Raw genomic sequence first — 20,597 nt, forward strand, 5'->3', positions numbered from 1 at the left:
AGGACATACTCATGGACACCAAACTGCTCGATATCCTCGCTTGCCCGATCTGCAAGGGGCCGCTCAAGCTCAGCGCCGACAAAACCGAGCTGATCAGCAAGGGCGCCGGCCTGGCGTACCCGATTCGTGATGGCATTCCGGTAATGCTCGAAAGCGAAGCCCGCACCCTGACCACCGACGAGCGCCTGGATAAATGACCACCGCCTTCACCGTTGTCATCCCGTCCCGCTACGCCTCCACCCGCCTGCCCGGCAAGCCGCTGCAACTGATCGGCAACAAGCCGATGATCCAGCTGGTGTGGGAACAGGCCTGCAAAAGCAGCGCCGAAAGGGTAGTGGTGGCCACCGACGATCCGCGCATCATCGAGGCCTGCAAAGGCTTTGGTGCCGAAGCGGTGCTGACCCGTGAAGACCACAATTCCGGTACCGACCGCCTGGCCGAAGTGGCCACCAAGCTGGGCCTGGCGGCGGACGCCATCGTGGTCAACGTGCAAGGCGACGAGCCGTTGATTCCGCCCAGCGTGATCGACCAGGTGGCGGCCAACCTGGCAGCCCATGGCGAAGCGCGCATGGCGACCCTGGCCGAGCCGATTGAAGACATCGAGACCCTGTTCAACCCCAACGTGGTGAAAGTGGTCAGCGACATCAATGGCCTGGCGCTGACCTTCAGTCGCTCCACCTTGCCGTGGGCGCGGGATGCGTTCGCCAAACAGCCTGACGTGCTGCCGGCTGGCGTGCCTTACCGTCGCCACATCGGCATCTACGCCTACCGCGCCGGTTTCCTGCACGACTTCGTGAGCTGGGGCCCGTGCTGGCTGGAAAATACCGAATCCCTGGAACAACTGCGTGCCCTGTGGCACGGCGTGCGCATTCATGTGGGCGATGCCCTGGAAGCGCCGCCGACGGGCGTCGACACCCCTGAAGACCTCGAGCGCGTCCGTCGCCTTCTGGGGGCCTGATGCAGGTTCTGTTCGTCTGCCTGGGCAACATCTGCCGTTCGCCCACGGCCGAAGGCGTTCTGCGCCACAAATTGCGCGAAGCCGGCCTGGCCGATCAGGTTGAAGTGGCCTCTGCCGGTACCGGTGATTGGCACGTCGGCAACCCACCGGACAAGCGCAGCCAGCGTGCAGCGCTGCAACGCGGCTACGACCTGTCGGCCCAGCGTGCACAACAGGTGTCGCGTGCCGACTTTTCCCGCTACGACCTGATCCTCGCCATGGACCAGAGCAACCTGCGCAACCTCAAGGCCATGCAGCCGGCTCAAGGCAAGGCGGACCTGGACCTGTTCCTGCGCCGCTACGACTCGGTGGTGGATGAAGTGCCGGACCCGTACTACGAAGGTGACCAGGGCTTTGAAACTGTCCTCGACCTGATCGAGCGCGCCTGTGACCTGTTGGTGATTGAATTGAAGGGCCGGTTATGACTTTGCAGGTACGGGCACAGGTTTCGCTCAAGCCGTTCAACAGCTTTGGTATCGACGTGCGTGCCCGGCTGTTTGCCGAGGCCCACAATGACGCCGACGTGCGTGAGGCCCTGGCCTGTGCCGCCGAGCAACAACTGCCGTTGCTGGTGATTGGCGGTGGCAGCAACTTGCTGTTGACCCAGGATATTGACGCACTGGTGCTGCGCATGGCCAGCCAGGGCATCCGGGTGTTGCACGACGATGGCGTGCAGGTCGTGGTTGAGGCCGAAGCGGGCGAAGCCTGGCATCCGTTTGTGCTGTGGACCCTGGCCCAGGGCTTTTCCGGCCTGGAAAACCTCAGCCTGATTCCCGGCACGGTCGGCGCCGCACCGATGCAGAACATCGGCGCCTACGGTGTAGAGATCAAGGATGTATTCAGCGGCCTGACCGCCCTTGATCGCCAGACCGGCGAACTGCGGGATTTCAGCCTGGCCGAGTGCAACTTTGCCTACCGCGACAGCCTGTTCAAGCACGAAGTGGGGCGCTGGCTGATCCTGCGGGTGCGTTTTGCCCTGAGCCGCGCCGTGCATCTGAAACTTGAATACGGGCCGGTGCGACAGCGCCTGACCGAGCAAGGCATCGCGCAGGCCACGCCCAGCGATGTCAGCCGCGCGATTTGCAGCATTCGTAGCGAGAAACTGCCCGACCCGGCGGTGCTCGGCAATGCGGGGAGTTTCTTCAAGAACCCGCTGGTGTCCCAGGCACTGGCTGCCGAGTTGCAGCGTCAATACCCGGACCTGGTGGCTTACCCCCAGGCCGACGGGCAGATGAAACTGGCCGCCGGCTGGCTGATCGACAAGGCCGGCTGGAAAGGCTTTCGCGATGGCGATGCCGGCGTGCATCGATTGCAGGCGCTGGTATTGGTGAACTACGGCGCGGCCAGCGGCCAGGACATTGCCGGGCTCGCGCTGCGTATCCAGCAGGACATCGAAAAGCGCTTCAAGGTGGTGCTGGAAATGGAGCCGAATCGCTATTGAACTAAGCTTGTTTTTTGACGCACCAAGCCCTGCATTGCAGGGCTTTTTTATTGCCGGTGAGTTAACTTAGCTGACTACCGATATTTTTGATCAACCCATAGATGCTGTTTATCAAAATCAGTTGCAAGGTTGGCGGGAGGCGAAAGCCTGATGGACAGTGTTGATCTGAATGTATTACGCAGCGTGCTGGAATGGCGCCTCGCCGGGCAGCGAGTGGTGCTGTACAGCGTGGTCCAGACCTGGGGCAGCGCCCCGCGTCCGCCGGGGGCCATGCTGGCCTTGCGCGGCGACGGCGTGGTAATTGGCTCGGTGTCTGGTGGCTGTATCGAGGACGACTTGATCGCCCGTTTGCAGGATGGTCGGTTGCCTGAAGACGGGCCGCCGGTGCAGCTTGTCACCTACGGCGTCACCCGGGACGAAGCGGCGCGTTTTGGTCTGCCGTGTGGCGGCACCTTGCGTCTGACCGAAGAGCGGGTGGGTGATCCAGGTTGGGTCGCTGAACTGCTGGCGCGCTGCGAAGCCCACGAGATTGTCGCCCGTGAGTTGGACCTGGCCACGGGGGAAGTGGTGTTGAGCGGTGCGAGCAAGACCGATGTGGTCAGCTTCGACGGCGAGCGTTTGCGGGCGATTTATGGCCCGCGCTGGCGCCTGCTGCTGATCGGCGCCGGCCAGCTGTCACGCTATGTGGCGGAAATGGCCCGACTGCTGGATTTCGAAGTGCTGATCTGCGACCCGCGCCAGGAGTTTGTCTACGGCTGGGAAGAACAGCACGGGCGCTTTGTGCCGGGCATGCCCGATGAAGCCGTGCTGAATATCCAGACCGATGAACGCACCGCTATTGTCGCGCTCACCCATGACCCGCGTCTGGATGACATGGCGTTGCTGACGGCCCTCAATTCCCGGGCGTTCTACATAGGCGCGCTGGGTTCGCGGGTCAACAGCCAGAAGCGCCGGGAAAACCTCGCGGCACTGGGGCTCAGTGCGGACGCCATTGCGCGGCTGCATGGGCCGATTGGCCTGCATATCGGCAGCCATACGCCGGCGGAAATCGCCTTGTCGTTGATGGCGGAAATCGTCGCCATCAAGAACGGGATCGATCTGCTGCAGAAAAAGCCGTTGCAGGCAGCGGTCAGTTGACGGGCATCGCCGTAATCATCCTGGCGGCGGGGCAGGGCAGTCGTTTTCGGGCCGAGGCGGGTGCCGATCAGGACAAGTTGCTGGCGCCCTGCGTGGGCCGGGATGGCATTACGCGGCCGGTGATCGAGCAGGTATTGGTGAATTTGCCGCCTGTGGCTACGAGACGTTGGCTGGTGACGTCACCGGATCGCACCGAAGTGATTCGGTTGGCTAAGGTGCACGGTTGCGAAGTATTGCTTTTGCGCTCGCCGGGCATGGGTGACAGCATCGCCGCAGCGGTGGCGGCCAGTGGGCCGTCGGCTGGTTGGCTGGTGGTGTTGGGGGATATGCCGTTTATCCTGCCGGCAAGTGTCGAGCAAGTGATGGCAGGCCTGGAGGAAGACGGTATCAGCGCCCCGGTGCATGCAGGTCAGTACGGGCACCCCGTGGGGTTTGGCCGTTCATTCGGCCCGGCCTTGATCGCGCTGACCGGAGACCGCGGGGCAAAACCGTTATTTGCCAATGCTTCGGTGCAGGAAGTCGTAGTCGATGATCCCGGTGTGTTGTGGGACGTCGATGTGCCGGCGTTGTTGAACTACCGCTAGCGGATAGCGCAGGCATAAAAAAGCCCCGCCTGATCACTCAGGCGGGGCTTTTTAGTGGCCGATGGAATCAGACGAGGGGTTTAGGCTCGTGCTCTTCTTCCAGGGCCTTAGGGTGGTGCTCTACCACTTCCTCAACGGAACGTACGTTCTCGTCGATGGCAGGGGCAGTGTGCTCAACCACGGCTTCGGTGACCGGAGCAGGGGTTGCTTGGGCAACTTCAGCGACGGCTGGAGCAGCTTCGGCAGCGGCCTTGGCAGCAGCGGCAGCCGCTTCAGCTTCCTTGCGACGACGACGCACTTCGCGTGGGTCGTTCGGCGCACGGCCATTTTCGGTCAGGGCGCTGGCCGGAGCGGCTTCAACCACCGGGGCTGCCACTTCGGCAACCACTGGCGCTTCAACCACTGGCGCAGGCTCGGCAACAACGGCAACAGGTTCAGCAGCGACCACCACTTCAGCGACTGGCGCTGGAGCTTCTTCGACCACTGGCGCAGGCGCTGGAGCTTCGACCGCTTCAACCACCGGGGCAGGTTCGGCAGTCCACTGGAAGGCGGTCTGTTCTTCGCGAACTTCACGCACTTCAGGGGTTGGCTCGGCAACCGGTGCTTCAACGGCGGCTTCAACCACGGGCTGTTGTTCAACAACAGCGGCAGGCTCGGCAACCACTTCAGCTTCAGGCTTAGACTCGCGGACTTCGCGAACTTCACGAACGTGACGAGCCGGCGCTACTTCCACTTCCGGAACAACCGGGGCTTCGACCGGGGTCGTTGCTTCAACCACTGGCGCTTCGACGGCTGGCGTCTCTACAACAGTGTTTCCCTGGATGGCAGCGGTGGCTGCTTCAGCTTGCTCGTTGGCCTGGGCTTCAGCAGGTGCGCTGATGACCGAGCTGGCGACAGCAGCGGTAACGGCCAGGCCGGCAGCCAGTTCGGCGCCAGTCGGTTCGCCGGTAGCGGCTGCGTTGGCTTCGCCGGTCTCTTCCGAGCCTTCGATTTCGTTGCCGTTGGCATCACGTTGACGCTCACGACGGTTGCTGCGACGACGCTGGCCACGGGAGCGGCGGCGTGGACGATCGCCTTCGGCGTTGTCCTGGCCGTCTTCCTGTTGCTGGTCTTCGTTGGACAGCAGCTCTTCTTCTTCACCGGCGGGAGCCGCTTGCTCGGCACGTGGTTGACGCTCTTCACGAGGAGGGCGTGGCGCACGTTCTTCACGCGGCTGACGAGCTGGACGCTCTTCAGCAGTGGCAGCGGTGGCAGCAGCAGCGGCTACGGCTGGAGCGGCATCCAACGGCTCGCGCAGTTCACGCACGCGTTCTTCACGCTCGCCACGTGGCTTGCGGTCTTCACGTGGAGCACGTGGAGCACGCGGTGCACGTTCTTCGCGTGGTGCACGCTCTTCACGGGCTACGGTTGGTGTTTCTTCACGGGCTTCGCGCGGTTGGCGCTCTTCACGTGGGGCGCGTTCTTCGCGGGGTGCACGTTCTTCACGAGGCTTGCGCTCTTCGTCACGGCGACCGTTGCGATTGCGGCTCTGCTGGCGACCGTTGCGACGCTCTTCATTGCGTGCAGGACGTTCAGTCACAGGCTTCTCGACCACAACTGGAGCCACTGGCTCTTCCTTGGTGGCGAACAGGCTGACCAGCGACTTCACCAGACCCTTGAACAGGCTTGGCTCAGGCAGGGCAGCTGGTGCGGCAACCGGCGCAGCTGCCTCGACCGGAACCGGTGCGTTGGCACGGGCTGGCGCGGTCTTGACGGCGGCTTCCTGGCGAACCAGGGTGCGGGTCGCAGCGGCTGGCTGGACTTCTTCCACTTCGGCAGCGGCAGCAGCGATTTCGTAGCTGGACTGGTTGACGTGGGCTTCCGGGCTGTCATCACGCAGGCGCTGCACTTCGAAGTGCGGCGTCTCGAGGTGATCGTTCGGCAGGATGACGATACGGGCACGGGTGCGCAGTTCGATCTTGGTGATCGAGTTGCGTTTTTCGTTGAGCAGGAACGCAGCGACCGGGATCGGCACCTGGGCGCGCACTTCGGCAGTGCGGTCTTTCAGGGCTTCTTCTTCGATCAGGCGCAGGATCGCCAGCGACAGCGATTCAACGTCACGGATGATGCCGGTGCCGTTGCAACGCGGGCAGACGATGCCGCTGCTTTCACCCAGGGATGGACGCAGGCGCTGACGGGACATTTCCAGCAGGCCGAAGCGCGAGATGCGGCCGACCTGTACGCGGGCACGGTCAGCTTCCAGGCATTCGCGGACTTTCTCTTCCACGGCGCGCTGGTTCTTGGCCGGGGTCATGTCGATGAAGTCGATCACGATCAGGCCGCCGATGTCACGCAGGCGCAGCTGGCGGGCGATTTCTTCAGCCGCTTCCAGGTTGGTCTGCAGGGCGGTTTCTTCGATGTCGCTACCCTTGGTGGCACGCGCCGAGTTGATGTCGATGGACACCAGGGCTTCGGTCGGGTCGATCACGATGGAGCCGCCGGAAGGCAGTTCGACGACGCGCTGGAAAGCGGTTTCGATCTGGCTTTCGATCTGGAAACGGTTGAACAGCGGAACGCTGTCTTCGTACAGCTTGATCTTGCTGGCGTACTGCGGCATCACCTGGCGGATGAAGGTCAGGGCTTCGTCCTGGGCTTCGACGCTGTCGATCAGCACTTCGCCGATGTCCTGGCGCAGGTAATCACGGATGGCGCGGATGATCACGTTGCTTTCCTGGTAGATCAGGAACGGCGCGGAACGATCCAGGGACGCTTCCTTGATAGCGGTCCACAGCTGCAGCAGGTAGTCGAGGTCCCACTGCATTTCTTCGCTGCTGCGGCCCAGGCCGGCAGTGCGCACGATCAGGCCCATGTCGGCCGGAGCGATCAAGCCGTTCAGCGCTTCACGCAGTTCGTTGCGCTCTTCGCCTTCGATGCGACGGGAGATACCGCCGGCACGCGGGTTGTTCGGCATCAGGACCAGATAGCGGCCAGCCAGGCTGATGAAGGTGGTCAGGGCGGCGCCCTTGTTGCCACGTTCTTCTTTTTCTACCTGAACGATGACTTCCTGGCCTTCGCTCAGGACGTCCTTGATGTTCACGCGGCCTTCAGGGGATTTCTTGAAGTATTCGCGGGAGATTTCTTTGAGGGGCAGGAAGCCATGGCGCTCGGAGCCGAAATCGACAAAGGCAGCCTCAAGGCTTGGTTCGATGCGAGTAATCCGGCCTTTATAGATGTTGGCCTTCTTTTGCTCGCGTGCACCGGACTCGATGTCCAGGTCGTAGAGGCGTTGGCCGTCTACCAGTGCAACACGCAACTCTTCGGGTTGAGTTGCGTTAATCAGCATTCTTTTCATGTTGTACCGTCGGTTTCCGGGCTGCCGGAAACGGCGTTCGGCACACACGACTTCTCACGGTCGGTGTCAGGTGCGTCAAGAGTGGTTGGCCACTCCAGTGTCCAGCAATACCCGCCAAAATGGGCGGTATCGCGACGTACGCTTCCTGCTTGCTGTGGTGACTTAAGCACTCAGTCAGGAGGAGGAATCAACCGGCGACTGTGGACGAGATGAAGCGTCTAAATATAAGCCTAGTGCTACACAGTCCGACGGTTGTGCATCTCCACCCTACACGTATCCCTGATAATTCGGGTGCTGCCGCGCGCAGAATCCGCAGCGGGTTGGCATTTACCGTGTTCTCCAATGGGGAGTCCACGCTCATGGCTAAACAAGACCGGGTGTGGGCGATTGTGCTCTCACTCAGCTCGTAACAGGCGTTGTTTCCGAAGCATTCGCCGTGGTCTGGCTCCAGACTGACTGCACTTTGTGAACTGGCCGTAAATATCGGCGCAAAAGGCGAGTAATCACTCTGCTTTTTGCACTCGCTTCAGGCCTCATGTCACCTGCGCTTGTTACAATCTCGAGCCTTCCAGGGTGGCGAAAGCCCCGTAGGACGGCCTCGCGTCCTGATGAATTGCGATGGTCAGGGCCGGCAGTTTGCCGCTAGTCCTCTGTCCAGGCCGCTTTTGGCGGCGTTCGCGACTATAGCAGCAATGATTAAGTGCTTCAATTCCATAAAAAATTGTTATCATCGCCGCCATGACGACTACCGCCCCCCAGACCCCCAGCGTCCAGCTGCTCGAGGTCTCGCCGGAATATGCCGGCCAACGCATCGACAACTTTCTTCTTGCCAGGCTCAAAGGCGTGCCCAAGACCTTGATTTACCGCATTTTGCGTAAAGGCGAAGTGCGCGTGAACAAGGGCCGGATCAAGCCCGAGTACAAGCTGCAGGCGGGCGACATCGTCCGCGTGCCGCCGGTGCGGGTGCCTGAGCGTGACGAACCGGTCCCACTGGCCCAGGGCCTGTTGCAGCGCCTTGAAGCGTCGATTGTCTTCGAAGACAAGGCACTGATCGTGATCAACAAGCCGTGTGGCATCGCGGTCCACGGTGGCAGCGGCCTCAACTACGGGGTGATCGAAGCCTTTCGTCAGTTGCGCCCGGATGCCAAGGAGCTGGAGCTGGTCCACCGTCTGGACCGTGACACCTCCGGCCTGTTGATGATCGCCAAGAAACGCAGCATGTTGCGCCACCTGCATGCCGCCCTGCGCGGTGATGGCGTGGACAAGCGCTACATGGCGCTGGTGCGTGGCAACTGGGCCACCTCGATCAAGAGCGTGCGCGCGCCGTTGCAGAAGAGCAACCTGCGTTCCGGCGAGCGCATGGTCGAGGTGGACGAGGAGGGCAAGGAGGCGCTGACCCTGTTCAAGGTGCTGCGCCGCTTTGGTGACTTTGCCACCATGGTCGAGGCCAAGCCGGTCACTGGCCGTACCCACCAGATTCGTGTGCACACCCTGCATGCGGGGCACTGCATTGCCGGCGATACCAAATACGGCGATGAAGATTTCTCCAAGGAAATCCGCGACCTGGGTGGCAAACGCCTGTTCCTGCACGCCTACATGCTGACCGTGCCGCTGCCCGATGGTGGCGAATTGAAGCTGCAAGCGCCTGTCGATGAAATGTGGGCCAAGACCGTGGAGCGCCTGAGTGTCGCACCCTGACTACAAGCTGTTGATCTTTGACTGGGATGGCACGTTGTGTAATTCCATTGGTCGGATTGTCGAGTCGATGCACGCTGCGTCGACCCGTTCCGGTTATGCGCTGTGCGACGAACTGGCGGTCAAGGGCATTATTGGCCTGGGCCTGCCGGAAGCGATCCGCACCCTGTACCCGGAGATTGGTGATGACGAGCTGATAGCGTTTCGTCAGCACTACGCCGATCACTACATGGCGCTCGACGCCCAGCCTTCGCCGCTATTTGAAGGCGTGGCGCAGGCCATGGAAGCATTTCGCGCCGACGGTTATCACCTTGCGGTCGCGACCGGCAAGGCCCGTCGCGGCCTGGACCGGGTGCTCAAGGCTCATGGCTGGGAAGATTATTTCGACGCCACCCGTGCGGCGGACGAAACTGCCAGCAAGCCCCACCCTCTGATGCTCGAGCAGATCCTCGCTCAATGTGGCGTGTCGCCTCGGCAGGCGTTGATGGTGGGTGATGCGTCGTTCGACCTGATGATGGCGCGTAATGCTGGCATGGACTCCGTGGCGGTCAGCTACGGCGCCCAATCTGCCCAGGCGTTGCAGGCCTACGAGCCGCGCCTGACAATTGACCGTTTTTCTGAGTTGCGGGCCTGGCTCAGCCGGGCCCATTAAGTCTTCGCTGGGGTAGATGGCATGACCGATGAGTGGAAAGCGCCTGAGAAGGCCAATGCCGATAACAATGGCGATGACAGAAGCTGGAAGTTGCTGGAGAAGACGCTGCTGGCCAGTGTCCAGGAGCAGCGTCGCTCCCGGCGTTGGGGGATCTTTTTCAAGCTTCTGACCTTTATTTATCTGTTGGGCATGCTGGTGCTGTTCAGTCCGCTGATGGACATGGAGAAGAGCGCCACCCGAAGCGGTCATTACACGGCGTTGATCGAAGTGCGCGGAGTGATTGCCGACAAGGAGTCTGCCAGTGCAGACAACATCGTCAGCAGCCTGCGGGCGGCCTTCGAGGACTCCAAGGTCAAGGCTGTGATCCTGCGCATCAACAGCCCGGGCGGCAGTCCGGTGCAATCGGGTTACGTGTACGACGAGATTCGTCGCCTGCGCGCCTTGCACCCGGACATCAAGCTGTATGCAGTGATTTCCGACCTGGGTGCCTCGGGTGCCTATTACATCGCCAGTGCCGCCGACCAGATCTACGCCGACAAGGCCAGTCTGGTGGGTTCGATTGGTGTGACGGCGGCCGGTTATGGCTTTGTCGGCACCATGGAGAAGCTCGGGGTTGAGCGTCGTACCTACACGTCGGGTGAGCACAAGTCGTTCCTGGACCCGTTCCAGCCGCAAAAGGCGGATGAAACCCAGTTCTGGCAGGGTGTGCTGGATACCACTCATCGGCAGTTCATTGCCAGTGTGAAGCAGGGGCGCGGTGACCGGCTCAAGGATAAGGAGCATCCGGAGCTGTTCTCCGGTCTGGTCTGGTCTGGCGAGCAAGCGCTGCCATTGGGCTTGATCGATGGCCTGGGCAGTGCCAGTTCGGTGGCGCGGGACGTGATTGGCGAGAAAGAACTGGTGGACTTCACTGTCCAGGAATCGCCGTTTGACCGGTTCTCCAAGAAGCTGGGTGCCAGCGTGGCTGAGAAGCTGGCGCTATACATGGGCTTCCAGGGTCCGACCCTGCGCTGAGAGCTTGAGCGCGACATGGCTCGAAATGTGGGAGCTGGCTTGCCTGCGATAGCATCACCTCGGTGCAACTGATGTACCGAGGTGTCTGCATCGCAGGCAAGCCAGCTCCCACATCTGTTTGTGGTGTCCTTAGGGGATTTGCACGCCCTCGGCCAGCAACATGTCCACCAGTCGGATCAGCGGCAGTCCGACCAGGCTGGTGGCGTCTGGCCCTTCGGTGCTTTGAAACAGGCTCACCCCCAGGCCTTCGGCCTTGAAGCTGCCAGCGCAGTCGTAGGGTTGCTCGATGCGCAGGTAGCGTTCGATGCGTGCGGCGTCCAGCGTGCGCATGTGTACGGTGAAGGGGATGCAGTCGACCTGGCAATGGCCGGTGGCGCTGTTCAGTACAGCCAGGCCGGTGAGGAAGCTGACGCGCTTGCCGCTGGCCGCCAGCAGTTGCTCACGGGCTTTCTCGAAGGTGTGGGGCTTGCCGATGATCTGGCCGTCGAGCGCGGCGACCTGGTCCGAGCCGATGATCAGGTGGCCCGGATGGCTGTCAGCCAGTGCGCGGGCCTTTTCCTCGGCCAGGCGCTTGACCAGTTCCACGGCAGACTCGTCCGGGCGGTGGCTTTCGTCGATATCCGGCGAACTGCAGATGAACGGCAGGTGCAGGCGGTTCAACAATTCCCGGCGATAAACCGAGCTGGAAGCGAGTAATAAAGGCAGCATGGGCGTCTCCTCAAGGCAGTCGCGGATTCTAGCGGGGAGGCCCGGTGACGGACAGGGCTGAATTTCCTTTGACATGGCCGGGTGCATCCCTATAATGCTGCGCCTATGTTGAATGACCCGATTCCACCTCACGTTGACCCGCGCAAATTGGCTGATCGTGGCACCACCCTTCAAGGTGAGCTGCTCCTGGCCGATTTGGAGAGACTCTGCGACCCGCTTTCCGACACTGTCGGTACGGTGCAGGCTAAATTCGTTTTTGAACGAGATGAACGTAAGTCTGTGGTAATCCACAGCTTTATCGACACCGAAGTCAAAATGGTTTGCCAGCGTTGTCTTGAGCTGGTCACCCTGCCGATCCACAGCGAATGCAGTTATGCTGTGGTGAAAGAGGGTGCGAATACCCAGTCGTTGCCGAAAGGTTATGACGTGCTGGAACTGGGCGAAGATCCTTTGGATCTGCAGTCACTGATCGAGGAGGAGCTTTTGCTCGCCTTGCCCATTGTGCCTGCTCATCATCCGGAAGAATGCCAGCAGCCGGCGGGTCTCGATGAGCCCGAACCGAGCGAGGACGAGGTAACGCGGTCCAACCCGTTCAGTGTATTGGCGCAGTTAAAGCGTGACCCAAACGTTTAGGAGTTAATCAATTATGGCTGTTCAGCAGAACAAAAAATCCCGCTCTGCCCGTGACATGCGTCGTTCGCACGACGCCCTGACGGCAAGCACTCTGTCTGTAGAAAAAACCACCGGTGAAGTTCACCTGCGTCACCACGTATCGCCAGAAGGCGTATACCGTGGCCGTAAAGTGATCGACAAGGGCGCTGACGAGTAATCACTTGTCTGCTCAAGTCATCGCGATTGACGCAATGGGCGGGGACTTCGGTCCCCGCAGCATTGTTCAGGCCTGCATTGCTTGCCTGTCTGCCACGCCCTCGCTGCACCTGACCCTCGTCGGTCAACCCTCCTTACTTGAAGAACTGATTGCCAGCCATCCGGCGGTGGATCGCGCGCGCCTGACTATTACACCGGCCAGCGAAACCATCACCATGGATGAAAAGCCTGCGCAGGCCTTGCGCGGCAAGCCTGATTCTTCGATGCGGGTGGCGCTTGAGCTGGTACGCGACGGTAAGGCCCAGGCCTGTGTCAGTGCCGGCAATACCGGGGCGTTGATGGCGTTGTCCCGGCATGTGCTGAAAACCCTGCCGGGCATTGACCGGCCGGCGATGGTTGCGGCTATTCCGACCCAGCAGGGCTATTGCCAGTTGCTGGACCTGGGGGCGAACGTCGATTGCAGTGCCGAGCATCTGCTGCACTTTGCCCTGATGGGCTCGGTGGCGGCCGAAGCGCTGGGCGTGGCCCGGCCTCGGGTGGCGCTGCTGAATATCGGCACCGAAGACATCAAGGGCAACCAGCAGGTCAAGCTGGCGGCGACGCTGTTGCAAAGCGCGCGAGGCTTGAACTACATCGGCTTTGTCGAGGGTGACGGTCTGTACCGCGGCGAAGCCGACGTGGTGGTGTGCGACGGTTTTGTCGGCAATATCCTGCTCAAGTCCAGCGAGGGCCTGGCGACGATGATTGCTGCGCGCATTGAGGCCTTGTTCAAGCGCAACCTGGCGTCACGCCTGGTGGGCGCCCTGGCGCTGCCCTTGATGCGGCGCTTGCAGGCTGACCTGGCTCCGGCGCGGCACAATGGTGCGAGTTTCCTGGGGTTGCAGGGCATCGTGGTGAAAAGTCATGGTTCGGCGGGGGTGCAGGGTTTTCAAAGTGCCATCCAGCGCGCCTTGATCGAGATCCAGGAAAACCTGCCGCAACGCTTGCACGGCCGCCTTGAGGATCTGTTGCCTTAGGCGAATCGGGCCGGAAATGCTTAAATGTGACCGGCCAGTTCAATTGACCATCCAATCTGTCAGTTTCTTGCGCTCCCACGTGTGGGGCGCCAATTTCCGACGACCAGATCATTAGGGGCTTGTTACATGTCTACATCCCTCGCATTCGTCTTTCCAGGGCAGGGTTCGCAGTCCCTCGGCATGTTGGCCGAGCTGGGCGCGGAACATCAGTTGGTCCTGGACACTTTCAAGGAAGCCTCCGATGCCTTGGGTTACGACCTGTGGGCACTGACCCAGCAAGGGCCGGAAGAGCTGCTCAATCAAACCGACAAGACCCAACCCGCCATCCTCACCGCCTCCATCGCCCTGTGGCGCCTGTGGCTGGCTGAAGGCGGCGCACGTCCGGCCTACGTTGCCGGTCATAGCCTGGGCGAATACAGCGCCCTGGTAGCTGCTGGCAGCCTGACCCTCGGTGAAGCGGTCAAGCTGGTGGAGCGTCGTGGCCAGTTGATGCAGGAAGCGGTTCCTGCCGGGCAGGGCGGCATGGCTGCCATTCTCGGCCTGGAAGATGCTGACGTGATTGCCGCCTGCGCCGAAGCGGCCCAGGGCGAAGTGGTCAGCGCCGTGAATTTCAACTCCCCTGGCCAGGTGGTGATCGCCGGCGCCAAGGCGGCGGTAGAGCGCGCCATCGAAAGCTGCAAGGCCCGTGGCACCAAGCGTGCGTTGCCGTTGCCGGTCAGCGTGCCGTCCCACTGCGAACTGATGCGCCCGGCTGCCGAGCGTTTCGCCGAGTCGATCGCTGCGATCAACTGGCAGGCGCCGCAGATTCCGTTGGTGCAGAACGTCAGTGCCGCCGTGGCCTCTGACCTGGAAACCCTCAAGCGCGATCTGCTGGAACAGCTGTACAAGCCGGTTCGCTGGGTTGAGTCGGTGCAGACCCTGGCCGCCAACGGCGCCACCCAATTGGTAGAGTGCGGCCCGGGCAAAGTCCTCGCCGGCTTGAACAAGCGTTGCGCCGAAGGCGTGTCGACTTCCAACCTCAATACCCCGGATGCCTTCGCTGCCGCTCGCGCAGCCCTGGCCTGACGTTAATTTCCGAACCTAGGAGAAGCCTGCATGAGTCTGCAAGGTAAAGTTGCACTGGTCACCGGCGCAAGCCGTGGCATTGGCCAGGCGATCGCCCTGGAGCTGGGCCGTCTGGGCGCTGTGGTCATCGGTACCGCAACCTCCGCCGCCGGCGCTGAACGTATTGCCGCGACGCTGAAGGAAAACGGCGTCCAGGGCACCGGTCTTGAGCTTAACGTGACCAGCGATGAGTCCGTGGCGGCCGTATTGGCTGAAATCACGGCGCAATTCGGTGCACCGGCTATTCTGGTGAACAATGCCGGTATTACCCGCGATAACCTGATGATGCGTATGAAAGACGACGAGTGGCATGACGTCGTTGATACCAACCTGAACAGTCTGTTTCGCCTGTCCAAGGGTGTTTTGCGCGGTATGACCAAGGCTCGTTGGGGTCGAATTATCAATATTGGCTCTGTTGTGGGTGCCATGGGCAACGCAGGCCAAGTAAACTACGCAGCCGCCAAGGCCGGTCTGGAAGGTTTCAGCCGTGCATTGGCGCGTGAAGTAGGCTCGCGGTCGATTACGGTCAACTCGGTGGCCCCAGGGTTCATCGACACCGATATGACCCGCGAATTGCCTGAAGCGCAGCGTGAAGCGTTGCTGACGCAGATTCCGCTGGGCCGTCTAGGCCAGGCTCAAGAGATCGCGAATGTGGTCGCTTTCCTGGCATCCGACGGTGCGGCATACGTGACTGGGGCTACAATCCCGGTGAACGGCGGGATGTACATGAGTTAAATTGTGACGGATCGCTTCAAAAAAATGTCATACGAGCTGTCTAAAATCCGTTATAAAGCTGCAATCTATTTATAGGCAGATGGCCAATAGGGTACGAGGGTGAAGCTTTCAGTTGAAAAGCTGAAAAGTCTTTCTATACACTTACCCACTGGCCAGCTGCCTGAATTTGTCCATTAGGAGTGAAAACAAGGTATGAGCACCATCGAAGAGCGCGTCAAGAAAATCGTTGCCGAGCAACTGGGCGTTAAAGAAGAAGAAGTGACCAACAGCGCTTCCTTCGTTGAAGACCTGGGTGCCGACTCCCTTGACACCGTTGAGCTGGTGATGGCTCTGGAAGAGGAATTCGAGACCGAAATCCCGGACGAAGAAGCTGAAAAAATCACTACCGTTCAAGCTGCTATCGACTACGTTACTAGCCACCAGGCGTAATAGTTTGTAATCGTCGCTTGCTGTGATGGAAAAACCGCACTGCCCTATGGCGTGCGGTTTTTTCCTTTAAGCCTGATGCAAAGTGTCGTCATTAGAAAAAGGAGAGTGCTGTGTCGCGTAGACGCGTCGTAGTCACCGGTATGGGTATGTTGTCGCCACTGGGTACGGATGTGCCGAGCAGTTGGCAGGGCATTCTGGCTGGCCGCAGTGGTATTGGTCTGATCGAACACACGGACCTTTCTGCCTATTCCACCCGTTTTGGCGGCTCGGTAAAGGACTTCAATGTCGAGGAATATCTCTCGGTCAAAGAGTCCCGCAAACTCGACCTGTTCATTCAATACGGCCTGGCAGCCGGTTTTCAGGCGGTGCGTAATGCCGGCCTGGAAGTCACCGACGCCAACCGTGAGCGCATCGGCGTGGCCATGGGTTCGGGTATTGGCGGTCTGACCAATATCGAAGAAACCAGCCGCACCCTGCATGAGTCCGGCCCTCGCAGAATTTCACCGTTCTTCGTGCCTGGCTCGATCATCAACATGATTTCCGGTTTCCTGTCCATCCACTTGGGTGCCCAGGGGCCTAACTACGCCATTTCCACGGCGTGCACCACGGGCACTCACTGCATCGGCATGGCGGCGCGCAATATCGCCTATGACGAGGCCGACGTGATGATCGCTGGCGGTGCCGAGATGGCCGCCTGCGGTTTGGGCATGGGCGGCTTCGGCGCGTCCCGTGCGTTGTCGACCCGCAATGACGAGCCGACCCGTGCCAGCCGTCCGTGGGACAAGGGCCGTGACGGTTTTGTTCTGGCCGACGGTGCCGGTGCGCTGGTACTCGAAGAGCTGGAGCACGCGAAGGCCCGTGGCGCAACCATCTACGCCGAGCTGATTGGTTTCGGCATGAGCGGTGATGCGTACCACATGACCTCGCCTCCGTCGGATGGCGCGGGTGCTGCACGCTGCATCACCAATGCGTTGCGTGATGCCAAGGTCAACGTTGACCAGGTGCAGTACATCAATGCCCATGGCACTTCGACCCCGACCGGCGACCTGGCGGAAGCCGAGGCCATCAAGTCGGTATTCGGCGAGCATGCCTACAAGCTGGCGGTCAGTTCCACCAAGTCCATGACCGGTCACCTGTTGGGTGCGGCGGGCGCGGTCGAGGCAATCTTCAGCGTGCTGGCCATCAAGGATCAGGTCGCTCCGCCGACCATCAACCTCGATGAACCGGATGAGGGCTGCGACCTGAACTTCGTGCCTCACGAGCCGCAGAAGATGCCGATCGACGTGGTGCTGTCCAACTCGTTCGGTTTTGGTGGTACCAACGGTTCCCTGGTGTTCCGCCGGTTCGCCGAGTGATGGAGAGCTGGGTCGACGGTCAGCCGGCGGGCGCAGTGCCCCTGAAAGACCGTGGCCTGGCATACGGTGATGGGCTGTTCGAGACCATTGCCGTCAAGGCCGGGCAGCCCGTGCTGCTTGACCGCCACCTGCAGCGCCTTGAAGAAGGTTGCAGGCGGCTGGCGATTGTTGCGGATCAACCCCTGATCCGCAGCGAATTGCTGGCCTACGCCGCCGCCCTCGGTGACGGTGTACTCAAGTTGATCCTGACCCGTGGCGACAGCCAGCGCGGTTATGGCATCAGTGCTGGCGCTCCGGCGCGGCGCATTCTGCAAGGCAGTCCACCTGCCACTTATCCCCCGGAACATGCAGCGTCAGGCATCCGCCTGTTTGCGTGTACCACGCGTTTGTCCGAGCAACCGTTGCTCGCCGGCCTCAAGCATCTCAATCGCCTGGAACAGGTATTCGCCCGCGCCGAGTGGCAGGATGCCGATCACGCCGAAGGTTTGATGCTGGATATGTCCGGTCGAGTCATCGAAGGCGTGTTCAGCAACCTGTTCCTGGTGTGTGACGGCGTGTTGCTGACCGCTGATCTGAAACGCTGCGGCGTCGCCGGCGTCATGCGGGCCGAGGTGTTGGCCCAGGCGCAGGCGTTGGGCATCCCGACAAGCGTGGCCGATATCAGCTTTGAGCAGCTGCAACAGGCCGATGAAGTCTTGGTGTGCAACAGCGTATATGGCATTTGGCCGGTGCGCGGATGTGCTGCGATGAGCTGGCCGGTTGGGCCGCTCACCCGTAAACTGCAGGGCATTGTTCGCGCACTATTGGATATTTGATTTGAGACGTAAATTTGTATTGTTGCTGGAGATCGGTCTGGTCCTGGCGGGTTTGCTGCTGGGCGCTTCGGCCTGGAAGCTGAACTCGGCCCTTGAACAGCCCTTGAATCTGACCCAGGAGCAATTGCTGGACGTACCGGCTGGCGCGACGCCCACCGGCACCTTCAATCGCCTGGAAAATGACGGCGTGCTCAAGGATGCGTTCTGGTTGCGTCTCTACTGGCGCTTCAACCTCGACGGCCAGCCGCTGCACAGCGGCGAATACCGCATGACCCCGGGCCTCACCGCCGAGGGCCTGATCGGCCTGTGGCAGCGTGGCGAAGTGGTGCAGTACAGCATTACGCTGGTGGAAGGCTGGAACTTCCGCCAGGTGCGCGCGGCCCTGGCCAAGCATGAAAAGATCGAGCAGACCCTGTCCGGCCTGAGTGACAGCGAGGTGATGGAAAAACTCGGTCACCCGGGCGTATTTCCTGAAGGGCGCTTCTTCCCGGACACCTACCGCTTCGTGCGTGGCATGAGCGACGTTGAACTACTGAAAAAATCCTACAACCGTCTGGACGATGTCCTCGCCCAGGAGTGGAGCAAGCGTGCGGCCGATGCGCCGTACACCGACCCCTATCAAGCGCTGATCATGGCCTCGCTGGTGGAGAAAGAAACCGGCGTGCCGGAAGAGCGCGGCCAGATCGCCGGGGTATTCGTGCGGCGCATGCAGATCGGCATGCTGCTGCAAACCGACCCGACGGTGATCTACGGCCTCGGCGAGCGCTACACCGGCAAGTTGACCCGCGCGCACCTCAAGGAAGCCACGCCCTACAACACCTACGTGATCGCCGGCCTGCCGCCGACGCCGATCGCCATGGTCGGGCGGGAGGCGATTCATGCTGCGCTGAACCCGGTGGCGGGCAGCAGCCTGTATTTCGTTGCCCGCGGCGATGGCAGCCATATTTTCTCGGATAACCTGGATGCGCATAACGCAGCAGTGCGTGAGTTCCAGATGAAGCGTCGCGCCGATTACCGTTCCAGCCCGGCGCCGGCGGCAAAGCCTGCGGACGCGCCGGTGGATACGCCCGCCGAGCCGGCTCCGGCACCCGACGACGCCGCGCCGCAAAGCCCGCAATGACTCTGACTAAGGACTGCCTGTGACTGGCTTGTTTATTACCCTGGAAGGCCCGGAAGGCGCCGGCAAGAGCACCAACCGTGAATACCTGGCCGAGCGCCTGCGCGCCGAAGGTATCGAGGTGCTGCTGACCCGTGAGCCTGGCGGCACGCCACTGGCCGAGCGTATCCGTGAAGTGCTGCTGACCCCGGGCGACGAACAGATGAACCCCGACACCGAGCTGTTGCTGGTGTTCGCCGCCCGCGCCCAGCACCTGGCCGAAGTCATTCGCCCGGCACTGGCCCGAGGCGCCGTGGTGATTTGTGACCGGTTTACCGATTCCACCTATGCCTATCAGGGCGGCGGCCGTGGCTTGTCCCTTGAGCGCATTGCGACGCTGGAAACCTTCGTCCAGGGCGATTTGCGGCCCGACCTGACCCTGGTGTTCGATCTCCCGGTGGAAGTCGGCATGGCCCGTGCCACCGCCCGGGGTCGCCTCGATCGTTTCGAACTGGAAACCCGAGTCTTTTTTGAAGCTGTGCGCGGCGCGTTTCTCAAGCGCGCCGAAGCCGACCCCGCTCGTTACTACCTGTTGGACGCCGCACAACCGTTGACTCAGGTTCAGCAATGCATTGACGCCCTGTTGCCGAAGCTTGTGGAGCGTGTCCGTGGCTGAAGCCTATCCATGGCAGGACAGCCTCTGGCAGCAACTGGCGGGCCGTGCCCAGCACGCCCACGCCTACCTGCTCCACGGCCCGGTGGGCATCGGCAAGCGCGCCCTGGCCGAGCGGCTGATGGCCAGCTTGTTGTGCCAGCGGCCCAACGGCCTGGAAGCCTGCGGCGAATGTAAATCCTGCATGCTGCTCAAGGCCGGCAGCCACCCGGACAACTATCTGCTGGAACCGGAAGAGGCCGACAAGGCGATCAAGGTCGACCAGGTGCGTGATCTGGTCAGCTTCGTGGTGCAGACCGCGCAGATGGGCGGGCGCAAGGTGGTGCTGATCGAACCGGTGGAGTCGATGAACATCAACGCCGCCAACGCCTTGCTCAAGAGCCTGGAAGAACCGTCCGGCGATACCGTGCTGCTGCTGGTCAGCCACCAGTCCAGCCGCCTGCTGCCGACCATTCGCAGCCGCTGCGTGCAGCAGGCCTGCCCGTTGCCGAGCGAAGCCATGAGCTTGCAGTGGCTGGCCCAGGCGTTGCCGGACTGCGGCGAGGCGGAGCGCGTCGAGTTGCTGACCCTGGCGGCCGGTTCGCCTCTGGCGGCGGTCAAGCTCCAGGCCCAGGGCGTGCGTGAACAGCGTGCGCTGGTGGTGGACGGGGTGAAGAAACTGCTCAAGCAGGAAGTGTCGGCCACGCAACTGGCCGAAAGCGCCTGGAAAGACATTCCCTTGCTGCTGCTGTTCGACTGGTTTTGCGACTGGTCGAGCCTGATCCTGCGCTACCAGCTGACCCAGGACGAAAACGGCCTTGGGCTGCCGGACATGCGCAAAGTCGTGCAATACCTGGCGCAGAAGAGCGCCCAGGACAAGGTGCTGAACATCCAGGACTGGATCCTCGCCCAACGCCAGAAAGTCCTCGGCAAGGCCAACCTCAATCGCGTGCTGTTGCTTGAGGCCTTGCTGGTGCAGTGGGTCGGTTTGCTCGGCCGCCGTTAATT

22 protein-coding genes are annotated in these 20,597 nt (G+C 61.5%); 20 read left to right on the forward strand and 2 right to left on the reverse strand.

The window, feature by feature from the left end; translation table 11 throughout:
• Positions 1 to 11: 11 nt before the first annotated feature.
• The 6 genes from HX815_RS00955 (at position 12) to HX815_RS00980 (ending at position 4,159) form a co-directional block, all read left to right on the forward strand.
• Entirely contained in the window at positions 12 to 197 is a 186-nt protein-coding gene (locus HX815_RS00955) for a Trm112 family protein (RefSeq protein WP_003174668.1), read from the forward strand.
• A complete protein-coding gene (kdsB, locus tag HX815_RS00960) occupies positions 194 to 958 on the forward strand; it encodes a 3-deoxy-manno-octulosonate cytidylyltransferase (RefSeq protein WP_177027686.1) in 765 nt (254 codons plus the stop codon). Before HX815_RS00955 ends, kdsB begins: the two co-directional genes overlap by 4 nt.
• A complete protein-coding gene (locus HX815_RS00965; protein ID WP_004371338.1) occupies positions 958 to 1,422 on the forward strand; it encodes a low molecular weight protein-tyrosine-phosphatase in 465 nt (154 codons plus the stop codon). Before kdsB ends, HX815_RS00965 begins: the two co-directional genes overlap by 1 nt.
• A complete protein-coding gene (gene murB / locus HX815_RS00970) occupies positions 1,419 to 2,438 on the forward strand; it encodes a UDP-N-acetylmuramate dehydrogenase (RefSeq protein WP_004371335.1) in 1,020 nt (339 codons plus the stop codon). The genes HX815_RS00965 and murB overlap by 4 nt, the downstream gene beginning before the upstream one ends.
• Positions 2,439 to 2,588: 150 nt before the next feature.
• Positions 2,589 to 3,575: an XdhC family protein gene (locus HX815_RS00975; protein ID WP_177027687.1), complete on the forward strand. Its 987-nt coding sequence runs from the start codon at positions 2,589 to 2,591 to the stop codon at positions 3,573 to 3,575.
• The gene (locus HX815_RS00980; protein ID WP_177027688.1) at positions 3,572 to 4,159 is read left to right on the forward strand and encodes an NTP transferase domain-containing protein; all 588 of its coding nucleotides are present in this window, start codon (positions 3,572 to 3,574) and stop codon (positions 4,157 to 4,159) included. Before HX815_RS00975 ends, HX815_RS00980 begins: the two co-directional genes overlap by 4 nt.
• A gap of 67 nt (positions 4,160 to 4,226) precedes the next feature.
• Here HX815_RS00980 and rne read toward each other — a convergent pair whose 3' ends face one another.
• Complete coding sequence (gene rne / locus HX815_RS00985; RefSeq protein WP_177027689.1) at positions 4,227 to 7,481, reverse strand: ribonuclease E; 3,255 nt, start codon at positions 7,479 to 7,481, stop codon at positions 4,227 to 4,229.
• A 747-nt stretch (positions 7,482 to 8,228) separates the two neighbouring features.
• On the opposite strand from rne, the gene rluC reads away from it, so the two are divergent.
• From rluC to HX815_RS01000, 3 genes are read left to right on the forward strand one after another with little or no spacing between them, the layout of a single operon-like run.
• Complete coding sequence (gene rluC / locus HX815_RS00990; RefSeq protein WP_004371325.1) at positions 8,229 to 9,188, forward strand: 23S rRNA pseudouridine(955/2504/2580) synthase RluC; 960 nt, start codon at positions 8,229 to 8,231, stop codon at positions 9,186 to 9,188.
• Complete coding sequence (locus tag HX815_RS00995; RefSeq protein ID WP_177027690.1) at positions 9,175 to 9,837, forward strand: HAD-IA family hydrolase; 663 nt, start codon at positions 9,175 to 9,177, stop codon at positions 9,835 to 9,837. Before rluC ends, HX815_RS00995 begins: the two co-directional genes overlap by 14 nt.
• A 21-nt stretch (positions 9,838 to 9,858) precedes the next feature.
• The gene (locus HX815_RS01000; protein ID WP_004371321.1) at positions 9,859 to 10,851 is read left to right on the forward strand and encodes a S49 family peptidase; all 993 of its coding nucleotides are present in this window, start codon (positions 9,859 to 9,861) and stop codon (positions 10,849 to 10,851) included.
• A gap of 129 nt (positions 10,852 to 10,980) precedes the next feature.
• Here the strand turns inward: HX815_RS01000 and HX815_RS01005 are convergent, their stop codons facing one another.
• A complete protein-coding gene (locus HX815_RS01005) occupies positions 10,981 to 11,559 on the reverse strand; it encodes a nucleoside triphosphate pyrophosphatase (RefSeq protein WP_004371319.1) in 579 nt (192 codons plus the stop codon).
• A 105-nt stretch (positions 11,560 to 11,664) separates the two neighbouring features.
• On the opposite strand from HX815_RS01005, the gene HX815_RS01010 reads away from it, so the two are divergent.
• The 11 genes from HX815_RS01010 to HX815_RS01060 all read left to right on the forward strand — a co-directional run bounded on the left by HX815_RS01010 (position 11,665) and on the right by HX815_RS01060 (position 20,595).
• Complete coding sequence (locus tag HX815_RS01010; protein WP_004371317.1) at positions 11,665 to 12,192, forward strand: YceD family protein; 528 nt, start codon at positions 11,665 to 11,667, stop codon at positions 12,190 to 12,192.
• A 13-nt stretch (positions 12,193 to 12,205) separates the two neighbouring features.
• Entirely contained in the window at positions 12,206 to 12,388 is a 183-nt protein-coding gene (rpmF, locus tag HX815_RS01015) for a 50S ribosomal protein L32 (protein ID WP_004371305.1), read from the forward strand.
• 4 nt (positions 12,389 to 12,392) lie between these two features.
• Entirely contained in the window at positions 12,393 to 13,403 is a 1,011-nt protein-coding gene (plsX, locus tag HX815_RS01020) for a phosphate acyltransferase PlsX (RefSeq protein WP_080673274.1), read from the forward strand.
• 126 nt (positions 13,404 to 13,529) lie between these two features.
• Positions 13,530 to 14,468: an ACP S-malonyltransferase gene (gene fabD / locus HX815_RS01025; protein WP_177027691.1), complete on the forward strand. Its 939-nt coding sequence runs from the start codon at positions 13,530 to 13,532 to the stop codon at positions 14,466 to 14,468.
• 30 nt (positions 14,469 to 14,498) lie between these two features.
• Positions 14,499 to 15,242: a 3-oxoacyl-ACP reductase FabG gene (gene fabG, locus HX815_RS01030; RefSeq protein WP_004371297.1), complete on the forward strand. Its 744-nt coding sequence runs from the start codon at positions 14,499 to 14,501 to the stop codon at positions 15,240 to 15,242.
• A 192-nt stretch (positions 15,243 to 15,434) separates the two neighbouring features.
• A complete protein-coding gene (acpP, locus tag HX815_RS01035) occupies positions 15,435 to 15,671 on the forward strand; it encodes an acyl carrier protein (RefSeq protein ID WP_004371293.1) in 237 nt (78 codons plus the stop codon).
• A gap of 110 nt (positions 15,672 to 15,781) precedes the next feature.
• Positions 15,782 to 17,026, forward strand: coding sequence for a beta-ketoacyl-ACP synthase II (fabF, locus tag HX815_RS01040; protein WP_004371291.1), 1,245 nt, complete (start codon positions 15,782 to 15,784; stop codon positions 17,024 to 17,026).
• Positions 17,026 to 17,841, forward strand: coding sequence for an aminodeoxychorismate lyase (gene pabC / locus HX815_RS01045; protein WP_177027692.1), 816 nt, complete (start codon positions 17,026 to 17,028; stop codon positions 17,839 to 17,841). The genes fabF and pabC overlap by 1 nt, the downstream gene beginning before the upstream one ends.
• Before the next feature lies 1 nt (position 17,842).
• The gene (mltG, locus tag HX815_RS01050) at positions 17,843 to 18,961 is read left to right on the forward strand and encodes an endolytic transglycosylase MltG (RefSeq protein WP_177027693.1); all 1,119 of its coding nucleotides are present in this window, start codon (positions 17,843 to 17,845) and stop codon (positions 18,959 to 18,961) included.
• Between the two features lie 19 nt (positions 18,962 to 18,980).
• Positions 18,981 to 19,613, forward strand: a complete 633-nt coding sequence (gene tmk / locus HX815_RS01055) for a dTMP kinase (protein WP_177027694.1) — start codon at positions 18,981 to 18,983, stop codon at positions 19,611 to 19,613.
• A complete protein-coding gene (locus HX815_RS01060) occupies positions 19,606 to 20,595 on the forward strand; it encodes a DNA polymerase III subunit delta' (protein WP_004371282.1) in 990 nt (329 codons plus the stop codon). Before tmk ends, HX815_RS01060 begins: the two co-directional genes overlap by 8 nt.
• Positions 20,596 to 20,597: the final 2 nt, after the last annotated feature.

Source organism: Pseudomonas sp. E6002, assembly GCF_013385565.1.
In the GTDB taxonomy this organism is placed as follows: Bacteria; Pseudomonadota; Gammaproteobacteria; order Pseudomonadales; family Pseudomonadaceae; genus Aquipseudomonas.

Coding starts and splice junctions, on each gene's coding strand:
- HX815_RS00965 (WP_004371338.1), top strand. CDS start 958: ATGCAGGTTCTGTTCGTCTGCCTGGGCAACATCTGCCGTTCGCCCACG.
- fabG (WP_004371297.1), top strand. CDS start 14,499: ATGAGTCTGCAAGGTAAAGTTGCACTGGTCACCGGCGCAAGCCGTGGC.
- HX815_RS00955 (WP_003174668.1), top strand. CDS start 12: ATGGACACCAAACTGCTCGATATCCTCGCTTGCCCGATCTGCAAGGGG.
- HX815_RS01005 (WP_004371319.1), bottom strand. CDS start 11,559: ATGCTGCCTTTATTACTCGCTTCCAGCTCGGTTTATCGCCGGGAATTG.
- HX815_RS01010 (WP_004371317.1), top strand. CDS start 11,665: ATGTTGAATGACCCGATTCCACCTCACGTTGACCCGCGCAAATTGGCT.
- murB (WP_004371335.1), top strand. CDS start 1,419: ATGACTTTGCAGGTACGGGCACAGGTTTCGCTCAAGCCGTTCAACAGC.
- rpmF (WP_004371305.1), top strand. CDS start 12,206: ATGGCTGTTCAGCAGAACAAAAAATCCCGCTCTGCCCGTGACATGCGT.
- acpP (WP_004371293.1), top strand. CDS start 15,435: ATGAGCACCATCGAAGAGCGCGTCAAGAAAATCGTTGCCGAGCAACTG.
- rluC (WP_004371325.1), top strand. CDS start 8,229: ATGACGACTACCGCCCCCCAGACCCCCAGCGTCCAGCTGCTCGAGGTC.
- pabC (WP_177027692.1), top strand. CDS start 17,026: ATGGAGAGCTGGGTCGACGGTCAGCCGGCGGGCGCAGTGCCCCTGAAA.
- HX815_RS01000 (WP_004371321.1), top strand. CDS start 9,859: ATGACCGATGAGTGGAAAGCGCCTGAGAAGGCCAATGCCGATAACAAT.
- kdsB (WP_177027686.1), top strand. CDS start 194: ATGACCACCGCCTTCACCGTTGTCATCCCGTCCCGCTACGCCTCCACC.
- rne (WP_177027689.1), bottom strand. CDS start 7,481: ATGCTGATTAACGCAACTCAACCCGAAGAGTTGCGTGTTGCACTGGTA.
- fabD (WP_177027691.1), top strand. CDS start 13,530: ATGTCTACATCCCTCGCATTCGTCTTTCCAGGGCAGGGTTCGCAGTCC.
- HX815_RS00975 (WP_177027687.1), top strand. CDS start 2,589: ATGGACAGTGTTGATCTGAATGTATTACGCAGCGTGCTGGAATGGCGC.